This window comes from Xanthomonas sp. WHRI 10207 (genome assembly GCF_040202975.1).
GTDB lineage: Bacteria > Pseudomonadota > Gammaproteobacteria > Xanthomonadales > Xanthomonadaceae > Xanthomonas.
On the sequence record NZ_JBEGDX010000002.1, the window covers coordinates 490,828 to 508,329 of the forward strand.

General features: G+C 64.0%; 12 protein-coding genes and 3 other RNA genes. 6 read left to right on the top strand and 9 right to left on the bottom strand.

Annotation, left to right across the window (positions count from 1 at the left end; translation table 11 throughout):
* The first annotated feature begins 65 nt into the window (after positions 1–65).
* Positions 66–140: non-coding RNA, sX9 sRNA (locus tag ABQU90_RS07800), on the top strand.
* A 73-nt stretch (positions 141–213) separates the two neighbouring features.
* Here ABQU90_RS07800 and ABQU90_RS07805 read toward each other — a convergent pair.
* Positions 214–1,008: a hypothetical protein gene (locus tag ABQU90_RS07805; protein ID WP_323521333.1), complete on the bottom strand. Its 795-nt coding sequence runs from the start codon at positions 1,006–1,008 to the stop codon at positions 214–216.
* A gap of 336 nt (positions 1,009–1,344) precedes the next feature.
* On the opposite strand from ABQU90_RS07805, the gene ABQU90_RS07810 reads away from it, so the two are divergent.
* The 3 genes from ABQU90_RS07810 (at position 1,345) to ABQU90_RS07820 (ending at position 3,315) form a co-directional block, all read left to right on the top strand.
* Positions 1,345–1,752 carry a hypothetical protein gene (locus ABQU90_RS07810; protein ID WP_323515279.1) on the top strand — a complete coding sequence of 136 codons (408 nt, stop codon included), beginning with the start codon at positions 1,345–1,347 and terminating at the stop codon, positions 1,750–1,752.
* Between the two features lie 66 nt (positions 1,753–1,818).
* Positions 1,819–2,811, top strand: a complete 993-nt coding sequence (locus tag ABQU90_RS07815) for an MBL fold metallo-hydrolase (protein ID WP_323521334.1) — start codon at positions 1,819–1,821, stop codon at positions 2,809–2,811.
* Between the two features lie 144 nt (positions 2,812–2,955).
* Positions 2,956–3,315 carry a hypothetical protein gene (locus ABQU90_RS07820; protein ID WP_323521335.1) on the top strand — a complete coding sequence of 120 codons (360 nt, stop codon included), beginning with the start codon at positions 2,956–2,958 and terminating at the stop codon, positions 3,313–3,315.
* A gap of 91 nt (positions 3,316–3,406) precedes the next feature.
* On the opposite strand, the gene ABQU90_RS07825 is transcribed toward ABQU90_RS07820, so the two are convergent.
* The 4 genes from ABQU90_RS07825 to ABQU90_RS07840 form a co-directional block, all read right to left on the bottom strand.
* A complete protein-coding gene (locus ABQU90_RS07825; protein ID WP_323521336.1) occupies positions 3,407–4,924 on the bottom strand; it encodes a tryptophan halogenase family protein in 1,518 nt (505 codons plus the stop codon).
* 41 nt (positions 4,925–4,965) lie between these two features.
* A complete protein-coding gene (locus ABQU90_RS07830; protein WP_323521337.1) occupies positions 4,966–5,994 on the bottom strand; it encodes a cupin-like domain-containing protein in 1,029 nt (342 codons plus the stop codon).
* Positions 5,995–5,998: 4 nt separating this feature from the next.
* Positions 5,999–6,760 carry a SapC family protein gene (locus tag ABQU90_RS07835; protein WP_323521338.1) on the bottom strand — a complete coding sequence of 254 codons (762 nt, stop codon included), beginning with the start codon at positions 6,758–6,760 and terminating at the stop codon, positions 5,999–6,001.
* A gap of 430 nt (positions 6,761–7,190) precedes the next feature.
* Complete coding sequence (locus ABQU90_RS07840; RefSeq protein ID WP_055849484.1) at positions 7,191–10,346, bottom strand: TonB-dependent receptor; 3,156 nt, start codon at positions 10,344–10,346, stop codon at positions 7,191–7,193.
* A 173-nt stretch (positions 10,347–10,519) separates the two neighbouring features.
* Between ABQU90_RS07840 and ABQU90_RS07845 the strand changes: the two genes are divergently transcribed.
* Positions 10,520–10,596, top strand: a non-coding RNA gene (locus ABQU90_RS07845) — sX9 sRNA.
* 617 nt (positions 10,597–11,213) lie between these two features.
* Here the strand turns inward: ABQU90_RS07845 and ABQU90_RS07850 are convergent.
* The 3 genes from ABQU90_RS07850 to soxR form a co-directional block, all read right to left on the bottom strand.
* Positions 11,214–13,220: a M1 family metallopeptidase gene (locus ABQU90_RS07850; RefSeq protein WP_323521339.1), complete on the bottom strand. Its 2,007-nt coding sequence runs from the start codon at positions 13,218–13,220 to the stop codon at positions 11,214–11,216.
* 210 nt (positions 13,221–13,430) lie between these two features.
* A non-coding RNA gene (locus tag ABQU90_RS07855) (sX9 sRNA) lies at positions 13,431–13,506 on the bottom strand.
* A 447-nt stretch (positions 13,507–13,953) separates the two neighbouring features.
* On the bottom strand, positions 13,954–14,400 hold the full coding sequence (gene soxR / locus ABQU90_RS07860; protein ID WP_055850382.1) for a redox-sensitive transcriptional activator SoxR: 447 nt from the start codon (positions 14,398–14,400) through the stop codon (positions 13,954–13,956).
* A 97-nt stretch (positions 14,401–14,497) separates the two neighbouring features.
* Here soxR and ABQU90_RS07865 point away from each other — a divergent pair, with 97 nt between their 5' ends.
* A complete protein-coding gene (locus ABQU90_RS07865; protein ID WP_323521340.1) occupies positions 14,498–15,868 on the top strand; it encodes an MFS transporter in 1,371 nt (456 codons plus the stop codon).
* Between the two features lie 466 nt (positions 15,869–16,334).
* Here the strand turns inward: ABQU90_RS07865 and ABQU90_RS07870 are convergent, their stop codons facing one another.
* Positions 16,335–17,501, bottom strand: coding sequence for a glutathionylspermidine synthase family protein (locus ABQU90_RS07870; protein WP_323521341.1), 1,167 nt, complete (start codon positions 17,499–17,501; stop codon positions 16,335–16,337).
* Position 17,502 lies beyond the last annotated feature (1 nt).

Here is a 17,502-nt window from a genome sequence, read left to right on the forward strand (position 1 = left end):
GAGCTACTTACAAAACTACTGGGCAACCGTCAGGCGGGCGTGACCGGTGCCCAACATTCTCATGGACCACTACTCGTAGACTCCGTTCCCTGTGCGTCGTCCACACGCGCCGGACGACTGATCGCCACGTGTTGTGAGCCACTCTTAGAAGCACAGCGGTGCTCCGCACAGCCATCTGCAGGATCGATGTGTCCAGCATCTTGCCTGGCGCAGTTACGGCAACGCGGTGATGCGCTCCCGCGATGGGTCGTTCCACAACTGTCTCTTGCTGGCATCGTTCAACAGCGTGGTCGCAGTGCTGTTGCCAGTGCGATGCGTGTACAGAATCCAGTTCGGCAGACCCGGTAACGCGCGGTTCGCTTCGATCGCGCGAGCGCTCTGAAAACGCATCAACCGGTACACCCAGAACGTATGCCAGCGATGGTCGCGGGTCGCAGCCGGGTTGGCGGTGATCACCGACAGCTGCAGCACCGCGCAACCGCGACGGCGTGGCACGAGCCGGTAATCGTCGACGGTGGGTTCATGCGTGGGCACACGCAGCGCGCGGTAGCGATCGCCCTGCGACAACACCACGGTGCGCCACGCATTGCCGCCGGCCAGACCAACGCCGCCACTGCCAAGGGTCACCACATAATCCGGACGATGGTCGCCATTGAGATCCACGCGCTCCACGTCATGAAAACCAAGCAGCCCACCGCCCAATTCGACCGGTGGCAGCAGCACGCGTCCGGCAGCGTCGCGTACCTGCAACATCGGCGCTGCGCCGCGGTTATCCATGGCGAGCACGGTGTTTGCATCGCGAAAATGGGTCACGCCCTCCCACTGCACGCTGCCTTCTACCGCCGATAGCGAGTCCACTTTGCACTCGGAGCCAACGGGCGGCCGCGACCAGGGCGGATACTGCGGATGCCAGGCCTGCGCCTGCGACGACAACAGCAAGGTCAGCACTGCGAGCTGGCATGCGTAGCGACGGCGCTCGCGCCGTCTCGTGGTGTTGCGCACATCCATGGCTGCGACGCTCTTGTTCCGATGGTGCGCACTATGCGGACTCGCCTGCATGGCGGCAAGCGTGTGCGACGCAGCCAAGGCAGTGCGGGTGCCAGGCAGGATGACGCCGCGTCGCAGGACGTTGGGCCGACCTGCTTCGGAGACCGACTGGCCTCGCGGAGACGCCACCAAGCGCAATCTCCGGCAATCCATGTGGTCGCATGCTGTAGTGCCTGCGCAGCCATCGCTGCGGCGATGCGACCCACGCTCTTGTCACGCCAAGCGCGTCGCACGTTCAAGCGAGCAAAGCGCATGGCAATCCTGCAGACTGCCAGCACTTCCATCGCCAGGATCGGCATGCCGTTTTCCCATCGCTGTCGCCACGCCGTCACCGCCGCGCTGCTTGCCGCAGTGTCCGCCGTCTCCACTGCCGCGATGGCCGCGACGCCGGCCGCCGCGGAAGACGTCAAGGCCTATGCGTTGCAGCTGTGCCTGCAGCAGAACTACGAACGTAGCGGCAGGCTGGAACCCGACCAACTGCGCGACCGCTCGTATCTGCTCACCACTTACGCGCTGGACAATGCCAGGCCTGGCGCCACCGGGCGATTGCAGACCTTTGTTGCGCAACAGACGGCGGAGTATCACCGTGGCGAGGTGCCGATGAAGGACGAAGCACGCCGTGGTCCGTTCACCACCATCTTTGCGCAGTGCATGGCGTTCTATCGCTCACCCGCGCTGCGCGACTTTGTGGCGAAACAACGCTGAGTCGTGCCGGCGCGGCGTGTTTCGATCGCTGCCGAAATCCTGCCCCCCGATGATCCCGGAACCGCGATGACCAGTTTCACCAATCTCCGCAGCCGCCGCGACGTTCTCAAGACCGCACTCAGTGCCGGCGCATTGCTGGCGGCAAGCCAACTCGCCGCCGCTCCCCGCAAGAAGGCTGCAACAAACGGCAGCGCGCCTGCGCCGTTCCCGGCCAAGGGCAGCGTACTGGTGCTGCTCGGCACCAAGGGCGGGCCAACGCCCTCGTCGCTGCGCGCGGCGGCAGCCAATGCGCTGGTGATCGACGGGCAGCCGTACCTGATCGATTGCGGCAACGGTGTTGCCCAACAGCTGGCCAAGGCCGGCATCCGGCTCCCCGCGTTGCGCGATATCTTCCTGACCCATCATCATTCCGATCACAACGCCGATCTGCTCACTGTGGTGTGGCTGGCCTGGGCCAGTGGCTTGCAGACGCCAGTGCATCTGTATGGGCCACCGGGCATCGGCAAGATGGTGGATGCGTTCGTCGAAATGCATGCCATCGACATTGAAGCGCGCATCCGCGAGGAAGGCCGCCCGCCGTTCAAACCGCTCATCCATGTGCACGAGTTCGACCAGGCCGGTACCGTGTTGCAGAACGATCAGGTCACGGTGACCGCCACGCTGGTGGACCACTACACGCTCAAACCGGCGTTCGCCTACCGCTTCCAGGCCCGCGACCGCACGGTGGTGTTCTCCGGCGATACGCGCTACCTGCCGGCGCTGGCTGCATTTGCCAAGGACACCGACATCCTGGTGCATGAGGTGATGTATCTGCCCGCGCTGGAAAAGATGCTCAAGACCAACGACAACGCCCCCACCTTGCTGGACCACCTGCTCAAGAGCCATTCCACCAGCGAAGAGGTCGGACGGATCGCCGCCGCGGCTAATGCAAAGATGCTGGTACTCAATCACTTCGTGCCAGGCGGCGACCCCAGCATCACTGAGGCGATGTGGAGCGAGGGCGCGCGCAAGCACTACGCCGGGCCGATCGTGGTCGGCGCCGATTTGATGCGGCTGTAGCTGGCGGAACTACACCATGGATCAAATTAATGTTGCGCAGGCATTAAAATATATCCAAAATTTGAAAGATCGAACAAGTCAAATTTCATCATTTTAGCTACCCGTTGCAGGGCATTTCGCAGGCCGAAAATAATGCCGCAAGACATGGAACCAGCCGTTGATCCAATGCAGGAAAATCGCCGTCTGCGCGCGTCGATGGAGCGCATGCGCTCTAACCAGCGGCTTGCTCGCAGCGGTGTACTGATCGCGATGTTCGCCGGCATGGCGTTTTTCCAAGTCCGAGATCTATTCAAGGACAACGCGTTACTGATGGTTGGCGTACTACTGTCGGCGGTGAGCGCCATCATTATCGTATTGACGGCGCTACCATTTCTGCGCAGCCCCTGCCCAAAATGCAAGCGTTCCTATCATGGTCCGGCAGCATTACTACGCTCGGCGGAGCAACCAGCACCTTGCAGGCATTGTGGCTTCCAGATCAATCAACACGTTTCCCGTTACTCCTGAAACGCAGTGCACCTAATCGCCTTCATATCGTGATCTTTAGTTGGAGCACGCAGGCATCTTAAGGTGCGGGGAAACAAGCAACTAAACATACCTACATAGCCACCCGCCTGCGCCCACCCCACACCTGCTCGTCAGCCTTGCAATAGCGCTCGATGAAGTCCTGCTGCGACGGCATCTGCTCCACCACGCGCTGGATCGGCTGCGCAATGCCATCCAGCAGGCGGCGCAGATCGGTGTCGGACAACGCCGCCGCCAGCGGATGATGCTGCTGCGGCACGATGCCCTGCCCCAGCATTACGTGCGTCCAGGAGTCCACGCGAAACAGTTCGTCGGTGCCTTGCCAGGCGTGCGCGCGCTCGCGCCAGGCACGCAGACGCAGGCGCAGCGAGTCGGGCAGTTCCATGTCGCGACACTGCTGCCACAGCGGCTCGTCGCGCTGCGTGGCGTGGTAGTGCAAGGTGACGAAATCGCGCACATGTTCCATCTCGGTGCGGCTGATGTCGTTGAACACATCGACCTGCGATGGCGCGATGCCATCGGCCGGAAACAACGTGATCAACCGTACCACCGCGGCAATGGTGAGATGGATGCTGGTGGATTCCAACGGCTCGATAAAACCGCTGGCCAGACCGAGCGAGACCACATTCTTGTTCCAGACCTTTAACCGTCGCCCGGTGCGGAACGGCACCAGCCACGGCTCCTTGACCGGGGTTGCGGCCGTGTCGCGCAGCAGCTTGGCGTGCGCCTCGTCATCGGACATGTGCTGGCTGGAAAACACCAGCCCGTTGCCAACGCGATGCTGCAACGGAATATGCCAGCGCCACCCCGCCTCATGCGCAATGGCGCGCGTATACGGCACCGGCGGGCCCACAGCTTCGGTCTGCACCGCCACTGCGCGATCGCACGGCAGCCAGTGGCTCCAGTCTTCGTAGCCGGTGTGCATTGTCTGTTCGATCAACAGACCACGGAAGCCGGTGCAATCGATGAACAGGTCGCCTTCGATCACCTGCCCGTCCTCCAGCACCAGCGCGGCCACATCGCCGCTATCCGGCTGCAACGTCACCTGCTGGATCTTGCCCTCGACACGCGTGACCCCGTGCGCTTCGCTGCGCGTGCGCAGAAACCGCGCGTACAACGCCGCGTCCAGGTGGTAGGCATAGTTGACGGCCGGCTCACGTGGCAATGCGAAGCGGTCCACCCGCGAGGCCACGGTTTCCAGGCAGTAATCGCCGAACGCGCCGGGCATGCCGCGGCGCTGACTTTCCAGCCATAGATGATGGAACGCGCACACCAGCGTGCTCTGGCCGGTAATGCCGAAGGGGTGGATATAGCGCTCGCCCTGCCGGCGCCAGTGCTCGAACGAGATCGACAGCTTGAACGTGCCGGCGACCGCGCGCAGAAATTCCTGTTCGTCGATCTGCAAAAACCGATGGAAGGTGCGGATGGGCGGCACCGTGGACTCGCCCACCCCCACGGTGGCGATCTGATCGGACTCGACCAGGGTGATGTCCAACAAGTCGCGAAATTGATGCGACAACGCGCAGGCGGCGATCCAGCCGGCGGTGCCGCCCCCGGCGATGACAACCTTGCGAATCCTGGCCTGGTTCACGGCGTTTTCCTGTCAGTGGGAGCACAACACGATGGAGGCGATCAGCGATTGAGCTTGCCGATCAGCATGGCGCGCAGCTGGCGCGCCAGTGTGGGGTCGATCGGGCCCAGCACCTGGCGCGCGTGCTCGGGCAGATGTTCGCCGGCACGCTCGGCAGGGCCGAACACGTAGTAGTCGAACAACGCACGCCAGGCGGCCTTTTCCGACGCCGGTCGGTCGCGGATGGCCCACAGCGCGTGATACAGCGCCTGCATCGGTGCAGGCAGCTGCGCCGGAGCGGTGCTCCACCAATAATTGACCAGCACATTGAACGGCTGCAGCGATTGCACGTGGTGCCACCACATGCTGGGGATGAAAATCGCATCGCCCGGTTCCAGCACCGCCGTACGCGCCTGCGACAACGCATCGGCCATGCGCGGATAGCGCGCAAGATCCGGATTGATCACATCCACCATGCTCACCACCTGCCCGCCCGGCGTGGGCTCCAGCGGGCCCGGATACAGATTGGCCACCTGCTCGGGCGCAAACAGCGTGAAGCACCGCTGGCCTACTGCGCACACCGCCAGATTATTGGGCGCATCGAAATGGCAGGAGGCGATGACCCGGTTGCCGATCCAGATGCTGGGCGGCACGGCGTTGCCGTCTGCGCTGACATCCAGCGCATTGCCTGCCGCAAAATCCGGCAGATGCGCATCGATCGGCAACGAGGCCAGGTAATACGTGGGCGGCTGCGGATCGTCCAGATGCGCGTCGATCGCGTCCAGCAGCGCGCTCAAGCTACCGCGCTGCACCTCGAAGTTGAGATCGCTGCAATCGTCGCGATAAAACGGCCGGCCGCCGATGTCCGGAGCGCCATACGAATACTGCAGTGCGCGGCCGGTATCCATGCTGCGCAACTGCGCCATGGCCTGCGATGTACCACGCCGCGCGGCCTGTACTAGCGCCCAGTCGCGCGCCACCCCGCGCAGCACCAGCGGTTGCGCGGCCGCGCACAACTGCGCCAGCAATGCCGCATCCGGCCGGCAGTCGCCGCGCTCGGGCAACGGGGCGATCGATGACAATGCGCTCATGCGATCAAGCGTGTGCGGCGGCTGCAACAGCGGCCTGCAAGTGCTGTAGCCGGCGCTGCTTCTCGCCCATCAGCCGGCGCAGGTTGTGGTGCGAGGCCAGCATCAAAAAGGCGCCTTCCAGATACCCAGCGTGATGCAGCTGCTGCAAGCCTGCGCCATCCAGCGCGGCCAATCGCTCACGGTCGATGCTGTACAGCCCTTCCAGGTGCACGCCGTGGCTGTCGTCGAGCACTACATCCAGCTTCACCGGTTGAATCAGGCCCAGCGCATCGAAGGCGGCGCACATCGCCTGCCCCGCATCCATGCCGTCACGGATGCCGCGCAATACGCTGATGATGTGTTCCAGATATGCGCTATGCCCGCCCTGCGGCAGAAACACCGGTTCGCCGTCGGCGCGACTGATACGCGGGTGCTCCAGGTCGACATGAATCACCGGCTCCTGCACCAGCGCGCCATCGATCCGCTGCTCCTGAAACCCGATCAGAAACGGCCCCTTGGCGACGATGCCCGGCAGGTAACCGGCATTCCAGCGGCCGTCTTGCAGAAACAGGTTTTCGTCGGGCGCAAAGCCCAGCAGGGCCACCGACTGATAGGCGCCGGTGGCCGCATCCTTGCGAAAGAACAGCGGGTATTCGCGTTGCAGCTCGGCGTACTCGGTGACGAACGCCGGCACAAAGCCCACCGCATCGCCGAATTCGGCACCAAAGCGCAGAATCACGCGCAGATCGTGGTGCGCCACATTGTTGAGCACTGCATATCGCGTCATCTAAAGCTCCAGCAGTGGCCTGCGATGGGCACTGCACCGGTCGGGGATCGATCACGCGACGACATGCCGCGCCTGCTGCCCGCGAGCATTGCCAAAAAGTGCGAAGCCGGCAAGCGGCAGAGCAGCATGTGCCGGTGGACTGCAGATGATGGGCTGTCGATTGGCGGACACGTCATCCGTCCGCCGGTTTCACTTCGATGACGCAGCGCACCTGTGCCGCCTGTTGCGCTCGTCTGAAATATCGCTGCCGGATGACGCATGCAGCCTGCGTGGCTGGCGCGGCAGCGTCTCCCACACAGATCTCGACTGACACCATCGCATGCGCGTATCGCGCAGAGACAGCCTGCGCGGCAACCGGCGTGCACCAAGGCACACACCGGCTGCGCAGACAGGCCGCACTGGCGTCAAAGCATCCCCCCCTGCGATGCACTCAGAACGCGTAGCGCACACCCAACGTATAGCGCGGCTGCTGGTCGATCAGGCGGACGATCTGCTTCTCCGACCGCCCGTGCCAACGCACGTCTTCGCCGGTGAGGTTGATCGCCTCAAAACCCACCGACAGCTGCTTGTTGACCGCGTAGCTGAGGCTGAGATCGATCTGCTGATAAGCCTCCACGTAGTACGGGTTGCGATTGGAGGCGTCCTGATTGGCCGCGATCAGGTACTCGTCGCGCCAGTTCCAGGCCAGACGCGCGCTCCAGCCGTACTTCTCGAACATCAGCATCACGTTGGCGGTATCGCTCAAGCCAAGCAACGCGAATTGATCGCGATCGATGACGTTGTTGTCGAACGCGACATCGCCTTCGACGATGGTGTAGTTGGCGTAGATACCAAAGCCGGTGCTGCCGAAGAAGTACTGACCGCCCAGCTCCCAACCGTGGATGTTGGCCTTGTTCTGGTTGACCGGTCGCGACACATCGAACTGATACAGCGGGTCGGATGCATTGCCTACGATGTCGTACGCATTTTCCAACGCCAGGCTTTGCGCCGAGCCGCCGTTATACGCACCCAGGCCACCGGTGGCAGCGGCGTTACGCAGCAAGGCCATTGCCGCAAACAGCGAGGTATCGTTGGCCGAGCAGGCCGCCGCCACGTCGTTGCCGGCGGCGCCCACCTGCGCGGTGCAAGCGCCGCTTTGCAGGAACGCCAATGCCGCCTGCGCGTCCGGCCCCGAGGTCGGGTCGGTCAAGCCGTACAGGGTTTCGCGCGAGACTGTGGTGCCGATGAAGTTGCTGACGCGCTTGTTCCAGAACGTTGCCGACACATAGCTGGCATCGGCGAAATACCATTCCAGCGCCAGGTCGAGGTTGTCCGATTCCAGCGGGTCCAGGGTCGGCGTCTGCGAATCGCCACTGGCGCGGTTGGACGGGTTGATCAGGACCGAGCCGGACGGCGTGTTCGGCGTGGGTCCGGCGATGAGGTTGTTGTACGGCGCCCGCGCGATGGTCTGGCCGAACGAGGCACGGCCTTTCAGCTGATCGGTGATATCGATGCTGAAATCCAGATTCGGCAGGATGTAGTTGTAGCTGGTCTTTTCGCTGAAGGGCTGCTGTTCGGCGGAGCGCAGCAACTGGAAGTCGTTGTTGGCCTGCCATTGCAGCGCGACGGGCGTGGCCACCTGCGAGGTGGATTCCACATCGGTGCGCTCGTAACGCAGGCCCAGGCGCGTGTTGGTGGTCATGCCGGCGATGTCGCCAGTCAATTCCAGTTGCACGTACGCCGCGCGGGTCTTTTCTTCGACCTGATTGTCCGCGCTGTACAGCGGGTTGTAGCGCGTCGCAGCGCCGTACTGGCTTCCACCCCATAGCGCCAGCTGGCTGGCATCGCCGCGCCATGCATTACGCGCGGCGCCATTGGCGTTGAAGTCATCGAACATGCCGACGATGCTCACAGGCCGCAACAGGTCGGTCATGCCTGGCTCCCTGCCGGCGTTGGCCACGCCCCAGTCGCCCAGCGTGGAGTAATTGTCGCTGGTCAGGCGGTGCATGGTGGTGTTGGACGAGCTGACGCCGAACTGGAAACGCCCGTCGTCGAAATCGAACTTGCCATCCAGGCGGCCTTCCTTGGTCTCGGTCACCTGCTTTTGATAGTAGATGCGCTGCACCTGCGAACCCAGATTGTTCTTGGTGAAGTCAGGGTTGACCACGCCATTGGTTCCGGCCAGCGAATCGGCGACGGTGGGATACCACGTGCGTGCGCCGATCGGCAGCGAGTTGTTGAACCACAACTCCTGCCCCCACTGGCCGCCGCAGGACGGACCACCGGTGCAGTTGTTGGTGCCGGCAAAGCTGAAATAAGTCGCGCTGCCGCCGGTGACCGGATCGTTGGGCAGGCTCTGGGTCTTGGAGTTGTGCGCATCGAAGGTCAGCTGGAAGCGGTCGCTCACCTGCCAGTCCGCATTGAAGCCGAGCGAGCCGAGCGTGTACTTCTGCTCGTTGCGCTGCTGCTCCATGCCGAAGTCCTTGGCGCCGTTGGGCACATCGCGCAGATACACCGGCGTGGCCACGGTCTGACCGGTATCGAAGGTCAGATCGGTGAAGCTGTTGGCGCGTTGCAGCCAGATGCCCTGCTCGCCGCGTTCTTCGCGGATTTCATTGGACGAATAGGTGTAATCCAGGGTCAGCGTGAGGCTGTCGGTCGGTGCGAACTGCATCACCGCCTGGCCGTTCATGCGCTCGCGCTGGAAATCGGCAAACGCGTAACGGATATCGTTGGGCAATCCATACAGCTGACCGATGGCCGGGGCGTTGGTCACCACGGTGTCCGGACGCAGTGCCGGGTCGGTGCCGGTCCAGCGCTGGATGTTCCAGCGATTTTCGGTGGCCTGCACCGAGCCGCCATGACGCTTCTGGTAGCTGGCGCTCAGGCCGATACCGAAGGTCTTGTCCGGGTTGGTGTAGCTGAAGATGCCCGACACTTCCGGGGTGAGCGAATCGCCGAACGGCTGCGAGCGGTCGGACACCATCTTGGCGCCGGCATTGGCCACCACGCCCTCGTGATTGAACGGCTTGTCGGTCTGGATGTTGATCGTGGCGCCGATACCGCCGCTGGGTGCAGTGGCGCGGCTGGTCTTGAACACTTCGATGCCGGTAATGGCTTCGGAGGCGAGCTGCGCGAAATTGAATGCGCGCGTGCCCACATCCACGCCACCGATCGGCGTCTGCCCGGGCGCACCGAAGGCGTCGGCACCGGGAATCAGGCGGCCATTGAGGGTGACCGTATTGAATTGCGGGCCGAAGCCGCGGGCGGTGACCTGCGCGCCTTCGCCATCGCGGCGTTCGATCGAGATGCCGGTGATGCGTTGCAGCGATTCGGCCAGGTTGGTGTCCGGAAACTTGCCGATATCTTCGGCGCTGATCGCATCCACCACACCGGCGGCATCGCGCTTGATGCCCATCGACTGGTCCAGGCTGCTGCGGATACCGGTGACGTTGACGGTATCGAGCGTGGTGGCAGAGTCGCTGCTGGACTGCGGCGCGGGTGTCGGCGGCGCGACGTCCTGCGCAAACGCGGGATTGATGACCAACAGGCCGCCAACGAAGGTGAACATGGCCTTCGACTTGAAGCTGTTCAACGTACGACGCATCGATGTGTCCTCGGGAGTGGAGTCCAACCGCCTACGGCCGATGTCGCGGCATGCGACACGGCGAAGTCATAACCACCGCCCGGTGGGCGATGGAACAGCACTGCTGTGAATACGAGCAGCCAACAAACCTGCTGTGCAGCCGCCAGGCGGACGGGGCCTGTGCTCGGAACGGCATGTACCGCTCGTACATTCCGGTTCTGAGCGCGCCGTCCGCACTCGCCTGACCACTGCTCGCTACGTTTTGTTGGTTGCTCTAACGGTCCCCTAGCGCGCATGCCGCCGATCGCCCCTACGATCGTCGACTGCGTTGTGCATTGCCTGCCTGCAGCAGACATCGCCAACAGAGGTGATGTCGGCGACAGCTGCGCAACGCGTGCCCTGCACGGTGTGTCTGCCAGTGATAGCGCTAACACGCTGCGCAGCCTAGTCAGGCGATAAAGCGCTTGTCACCGTGCGTTGCAGCATAGTGATGGGCACGCACTGTTACAGCCGATACGGCACTCGCTTGAGCCCGCATGCGGTACTCAATGGCAGCGCGGCTGTAAGCGTTATCATCCGATTGCGCGAAAACCGGCGACGGCCACGGTGAAATTCGCACAATGAAACCGGCGCAGCAGGGTCGCGCAAGGCGATTGCGCAAACGTCGCATCGACAACAACGCGGCTGACTCAGACGCGCGACGCACACGCTGGCCATGCACTGATGCCGGCTGGCGTCGTGGCGTTGGAAACCAGTGCAGCGCTGACGGGTGCACAAAGAAAAACGGCGCAATCTTCGCAATCGATTGCGCCGTAGAACGCGGTTGCAGCGCGCGGCGATTGCGCGCATTGGCCAGCGGGGTCGTCAGCCCGCTCGCGCTGGCGACGGTCAGCCGATCACGTCCACGCGATCGTCGCTGCGGTCGGCATCCGGCAGCGCATGATCCGGGTCCAGGGTCACATGCAGCACTTTTTGCGTGGTGGGCAGGGTCAAGGTCGGGGCGGTGTTCTGCAGCCAGGTCTCCACCGGCACGCGACGGTCCAGATGGCTGCCGTCGGCCAGATCCACCCGCACGGTGACCGGCATCACCAGTTTCTGTCGGCTACGCAAGGTGAGCTGCAGCCCCTTGGCCGGGTCGTGATCGACGTACTGCGCGCGGGCGATGCCCATGTCCAACTGCCAGTTATTGAGATACCAGCCGCGCCACCACCAGCTCAGGTCTTCACCGCTTTCACTTTCCATCAACCGGAAAAAATCCGAAGGCGTGGGATGTTTGTAAGCCCAGGTGGCGATGTACTTGCGAAACGCCGGATCGAAGCGCTCCGGTCCCAAAATCTGCTCGCGCAGCAACACCAACCCTAATGCGCCTTTAAAATAGGTCAGCGGATGACGGTAGGTTTCGCTGGTGGCATCGGCGATATCCATCAAGGTGGGCGCCGTGCGATCTGCCAGCAACGGCAGGATTTCATCGACCGGGTTTCCGCCCTTGGGCGCATATTCCGAGTCGCGCTTGGGCGCGTATTCGCCCTTGTTGAAAGCATCCGATGCGTACACATCGATGAAGGTGTTGAAGCCTTCGTCCATGAAGGCATGGCGGCGTTCGTTGGAGCCGACGATCATCGGGAACCAGGTGTGGCCGATCTCGTGTGCGGTGATCCAGAACAGGTCCTTGCCGCCGTCTTCGAAGCCATCGAACACGATGCCGGGGTATTCCATGCCCGCGCCGTAGCCGCCCAGGTTGATCGCAGCGGGCCACGGGTACGCATACCACTGCGAAAAATGTTCGATCGCACCTTTGACGTATTCGGTGGAGCGGTTCCATTTATCCGCGCCCACCCCCTCCACCGGGTACACCGACATCGCCAGCGACTGCTTGCCGCCCGGCAGGTTGACGCGTGCGGCATCCCAGACGAACGCAGGCGATGCGGCAAACGCGACATCGCGCGTGTGCTCCATATGGAAACGCCAGGTGCGCGTGCCGTTGCCTGCCGGTGCCGCTGCGCGTGCGGCGACTTCTGCGGGCGTGCGGATCAGCACCGTGCGGTCGCTGTCGCGCGCCTGTTGCAGGCGTTGCTGCTCGGCGCGGCTGAGCACCTCGGCCGGGTTGGTCAACGCACCGGAACCGGCCACCAGAAATCCATCCGGCACGGTCACCGCGTAATCGAAGTCGCCGTACTCCAGATAAAACTCCGAGCCCAGATACGGTTGCGTGTCCCAGCCACGCAGATCGTCGTAGACGGCCATGCGCGGGTACCACTGCGCAATCTCGTAGATCTCGCCCTGCTTGCTTGCGCTGTAAGCGGTGCGCCCGCCCCAGGTGCCGGGAATGCGGTAGCGGTAACGGATCTGCAGCGTCAGCTCCTTGCCCTGCCCGGCCAGCGGCTGCGGCAGGTCCACGCGCATGCGAGTGTCGTCCACCACGAAATGCGCGGGCTGGCGGCGGCCATCGCGCTCGATCTCCACGCTGGCGATCTGCATGCCCTCGGTGAACTCGGTGCGCCGCGATGGACGGCTGGCCGCCGCGCGCGCGTCGGCGCGGTACATGTTCTGGTCCAGCTGCAGCCACAGCACGTCCAACGCGTCCGGGCTGTGGTTGGTGTAATGGATGGCGGCGGTGCCGGTGAGCGTGTGGCTGGCCGGATCGATGCGCGCGTCCAGCTGGTAATCGGCACGGTTCTGCCAGAACAACGGCCCGGGCACGCCACTGCCGCTGCGGTAGGCATTGGGCGCATCGGGTAACTGCAACGGGGCGAACATGGCCAGTGGATCGAAAGGGCTGGCCGGTGCGGGTGCTGCGGTTGCGGAACTGGCTGGTGCGGGCGCGGCAAGTGCGGGCACGGCAACGCATGCCAGTGACAATGCAACGGTAAGCGATCGGCGCACGGTGGGGGTCATGCGAAATCCTGCGGCGTGGGGGACTTCCATCCTACGGCGCGCCTCGCCGCGCGCGGGAATGCCATTGGTCCCGGATGGCGCTGCACGATTCCGCGGCAGCAGCGCTCCGCTCGACGATCTGCGCGACGGCCATGCCGGTGATGCTGAGAGCGACTACCAAAACTAACCCACGCCTGCCTGCCGCAGGGCGGCTGATCTGCGGCTTAAAGTGGACAACAAAACGTAGCGAGTAGTCGTCAGGTGGGTGCGGACGGCGCGGAGGAACCGGAGTGTACGAGTGGTACATGAGGATTTCGAGCACCGGCCGCGCGCCCTGGCGGCTGCACAGTAGTTTTATTAGCTGCTCTTGGTTGCAGGGCCCTTGCCCACCTACCATCGCGGGACACGCTGCAAGTACGTCCTTGTCAGCGCTTACTCGGCATCCATGCCGCGTAAGGTCCCGCGACGGTAGGCAGGCAAGGACCAGTCGGGATGGTCGGTATGCATGGCTTTGAGTAAAGAAGCCAGCAAGCTCTCTGGTGCGGTGTCCTCGCCGATTACGGGACCGTGTGGCCGCATGAATGCCGCCACCGAGCCCGCATGGAGTTCACGGCGTATCCCGCGAGCGGCGAAGGCACCGCGCACTCGATCCACTCAGCGTTTGACCTGGACTTCTGACCGCATCCACCAAGACACGGCCGACAAAACCAGACTCACCGCCACGCGCCCTCTCGCTACGTTTTGTTAGCCACTCTTATTCCGGAATCAAGCTGCCCAGTCGCAACGCACCATCGCCGTCCGCGCCGAGTGCGTCATCCGGGTTGCTCAAGCGGCAGCGGCGCAACGACAGGCAGCCGCAGCCGATGCAATCGGTGAGCTGGTCGCGCAAGGCCTGCAGTTCGCTGATGCGCGCATCCAGCTGCCCGCGCCAGCGCGCGGACATGCGCGCCCATTCCGCGCGCGTGGGCGTGCGCTGATCCGGCAATACCGAGAACGCATCCAGCACCTGCTGCAAGGGCACTCCAAGCCGTTGCGCGACACGAATCACCGCGATGCGCCGCAACACATCGCGCGCATAACGCCGCTGATTTCCTGCAGTGCGCAGGCTGCGGATCAAGCCTTTGCGCTCATAGAAATGCAATGCCGATACCGCCACGCCACTGCGCTTGGCCACTTCGCCCACCGACAACTCACGCTGCATTGCCTTGACCTCAACCTTGGTTGAGGCAGGATGCTGCGCGGCCATGACCGACGCAAGCGCCACGGTCACGCCCCTGCTCACTCGCTCTGGATGTTCGATGCCCACCGATACCGCCCTGCCCGTCACACCGCCCCACGCCACGCACGCCACCTCGATCCTGGCAGCGCCATATCGCGCCGCCACGCTCGGCATGGTCGCGCTGGTATCGCTCAATGCCTTCGAATCGCTGGCGGTGGCCGCCGCCATGCCCACCGTGGCGCGCGAGTTGAACGGCTTGCCGCTGTATGCACTGGCCTTCGGCGGCACCTTGGCCACCAGCGTGGTGGGCATGACCGCCGCCGGGCGCTGGAGCGACCGTCGCGACCCCGGCGGCGCGCTGGGCATCGGGCTGCTGTGTTTTGTGATCGGGCTATTGATCGCCGGGCTGGCGCCCAGCATGCCGTCGCTGATCGCCGGGCGCCTGTTGCAGGGGCTGGGCGCCGGCGCGTATTCGGTGGCGTTGTACGTGATTGTCGGGCGGCTGTATCCGGAAGCGTTGCGGCCACGCGTGTTTGCCGCCTTCTCCGCCGGCTGGGTGGTGCCGTCGTTGATCGGCCCGAGCATCAGCGGGTTGATCGTGCAGCACGTGGGCTGGCGTTGGGTGTTTCTGTCGGTGCCGCTGCTGGCGATTCCGGCCGGGTTGATGCTGTGGCCGGCACTGCGCGGGCGGAGCTGGACCAATGCGGATCCCGCCGCGCCGACTGCGTCGCTGGGCTGGGCCATCGGCGCGGCATTGGGCGTACTGGGCGTGTATCTGGGCGGTCAGTTACACGGCATGACTGCGCTGGGCGCGATGCTGCCGCCGCTGTTGCTCACGGTGTATTGCGCGTGGCAACTATTGCCGGCCGGCACGCTGCGGCTTGTACGCGGATTGCCCAGCGTGATCGCGCTGCGTGGAATCGCTGCGGCGGCGTTCTTCGGGTTCGAGGCGTTCTTGCCGTTGCTGCTGTCGCGCGAACGCGGGCTCACACCGCTGCTGGCGGGCGTGGCACTGAGCGTGGGCGCGCTCGGCTGGTTCAGCGGCTCGTGGTACCAGGGCCACAGCCGCGCCGGCTGGTCGCGTCCGCGCCTGCTCAAGACCGGCGCGCTGCTGATGACGCTGGGCATCGTGATCGGCGCAGGCGCGGTGTGGCCGGCGATTCCGGTGCCGCTGGCAGTCGCCGGCTGGGCGCTGACCGGCCTGGGCATGGGCCTGGTGTATCCCAGCCTGTCGGTGCTGACGCTGGCCTTGTCGCCACCGGCGCAGCAAGGCGCCAACAGCTCTGCGATGCAACTGAGCGAAGCGATTGCCGTTGCCGGCATGCTGGCGCTGGCCGGCGCGCTCTTCGCCGCGCTGTTGGCGTCGGCACCATGGGCGGCCTACCTGAGCGTCTTCGCGCTGGCCTGGTTGTTGGCGATGGCGGGCTTTTTTGTGGCACGGCGGGTGTGACGAGGGCTGCGTGGTTGGCGCGGTGAGTCGTGATGCCGAGATAGGCCGATGCTGCATGCACATCGGATCGATGCGGATACGTCGTGCAGGCCTTGCGCAAACGATCATGCCTGGTTGGCCGACTGCATCCGCAGTGACATCGCGACGCAGAGCGCTTCCAGAAGTTTGCCGATTCTGTCCAGATCGCTACAAAAGCTGCACCTGCTTGCTCACCGCGAGCGATTGGTCATTTTTTCGCCACCTATCTTGACAGCGTTGCGGGCCGGGGCCTGCACGCAGTTGTCCACAGCCTTGTGCAAGTTCCATCCACAGGGGGTGTGGAAAACCTGCGCTGCGTCGCACAGCCCGCAGGGCTTGCGCGCAACTGCGGCGTATGCAAAGCAAACGCCGCAGTTGCCTGGACAAGCGTGATGCGCATCGTCGCTACGACCACATCGCCTATCTGCAACGCGCTGACGCGTTGAGATCAGTCCACGATCACATGCGGTACGAAGCGCGAGGTGTCGCGGGTGATCGGGCCATCGTCGTCGCGCATGCCCAAACCGGCGGGGCGATCGGCCACCACCCAACTGCCCACCAGCGCATGGCGGCCATCGAAGACCGGCAGCGGGTGGTGCGCCTGCAGGATCGCCGGGCCGTCCACATACGGGCCATCGGTGTGTGCGGCCTCGCCTTGCGCGGTGACCAGCGCGATGTTGGCGCCTTCGCGCGAGAGCAGCGGCTTGCGTACCCAACCAGCAGCGGGTGCTTCGCCGGCCTGCGCAAAGCGCGCTGCCAGCAGATTGGGATGCCCTTCATGGCGTTCCCACAGCAGCGGCAGGATGCCCTTGTTGCTCAATACCGATTTCCATGCCGGTTCGATCAGGCGCACGCGGTTGGCGATCAACGCCGGGCCGAAGCGCTCTTCCATCATGAATTCCAGCGGATACAGCTTGAACAAGGTCTGGATCACGCGGTCCTGGTCATCGGTGAACCAGCCTTCGGCGCTCAGGCCGATGTCTTCGATGGCGACTTCTTCGGTCGCAATGCCGACCTGATGCGCGCAATCGCGCAGATAACGCACAGTGGCGCGGTCTTCCAGCGAGTCGCGCACCGCCGAAAAATGCATCTGCGCACCCAACGCGCCATCCACCGCCAGCGCGCCCAGCGTTTCGCACAACAGATCCTGGATCAGGTTGTACTGATCGGTGCCCGCTGGCAGCACGCCGGCAGCGATCTGCTGCTCCAGCCACAACCACTGGAAATACGCAGCCTCATACAGCGAGGTGGGCGTGTCGTAATTGAGCTCGTACAACTTGGCCGGGCCGTTGCCGGAGTACGCCAGGTCCATGCGGCCATACAGATGCGGGTCGCGGTTCTTCCAGGAGTTGGCGATCCAGTCCCAGTAAAACGGCGGGATGGCCAGCTTGGTCAGCAGCGCCTCGGAGCCGACCACTTCGTCCACCAGCTGCATCGCCATGTCGTGCAGGTCTTGGGTGGGCGCCTCGATGTCGTCTTCGATCTGCCGCAACGAAAAGGCGTAGTACGCGCGTTCGTCCCAATACGGCTCGCCGTCGATGGTGTGGAAATGGAAACCAAGCGACTCGGCCTGCGTGCGCCAATCCGGGCGTTCGGCAATTGCGATGCGTTGCATG

What these genes read in the sequence shown, in the direction of transcription:
- ABQU90_RS07835 (WP_323521338.1), bottom strand. Translation starts at nt 6,760, where the DNA reads ATGACGCGATATGCAGTGCTCAACAATGTGGCGCACCACGATCTGCGC.
- ABQU90_RS07830 (WP_323521337.1), bottom strand. Translation starts at nt 5,994, where the DNA reads ATGAGCGCATTGTCATCGATCGCCCCGTTGCCCGAGCGCGGCGACTGC.
- soxR (WP_055850382.1), bottom strand. Translation starts at nt 14,400, where the DNA reads ATGCAGCGTGAGTTGTCGGTGGGCGAAGTGGCCAAGCGCAGTGGCGTG.
- ABQU90_RS07820 (WP_323521335.1), top strand. Translation starts at nt 2,956, where the DNA reads ATGGAACCAGCCGTTGATCCAATGCAGGAAAATCGCCGTCTGCGCGCG.
- ABQU90_RS07840 (WP_055849484.1), bottom strand. Translation starts at nt 10,346, where the DNA reads ATGCGTCGTACGTTGAACAGCTTCAAGTCGAAGGCCATGTTCACCTTC.
- ABQU90_RS07865 (WP_323521340.1), top strand. Translation starts at nt 14,498, where the DNA reads ATGCCCACCGATACCGCCCTGCCCGTCACACCGCCCCACGCCACGCAC.
- ABQU90_RS07810 (WP_323515279.1), top strand. Translation starts at nt 1,345, where the DNA reads ATGCCGTTTTCCCATCGCTGTCGCCACGCCGTCACCGCCGCGCTGCTT.
- ABQU90_RS07805 (WP_323521333.1), bottom strand. Translation starts at nt 1,008, where the DNA reads ATGGATGTGCGCAACACCACGAGACGGCGCGAGCGCCGTCGCTACGCA.
- ABQU90_RS07850 (WP_323521339.1), bottom strand. Translation starts at nt 13,220, where the DNA reads ATGACCCCCACCGTGCGCCGATCGCTTACCGTTGCATTGTCACTGGCA.
- ABQU90_RS07815 (WP_323521334.1), top strand. Translation starts at nt 1,819, where the DNA reads ATGACCAGTTTCACCAATCTCCGCAGCCGCCGCGACGTTCTCAAGACC.
- ABQU90_RS07870 (WP_323521341.1), bottom strand. Translation starts at nt 17,501, where the DNA reads ATGCAACGCATCGCAATTGCCGAACGCCCGGATTGGCGCACGCAGGCC.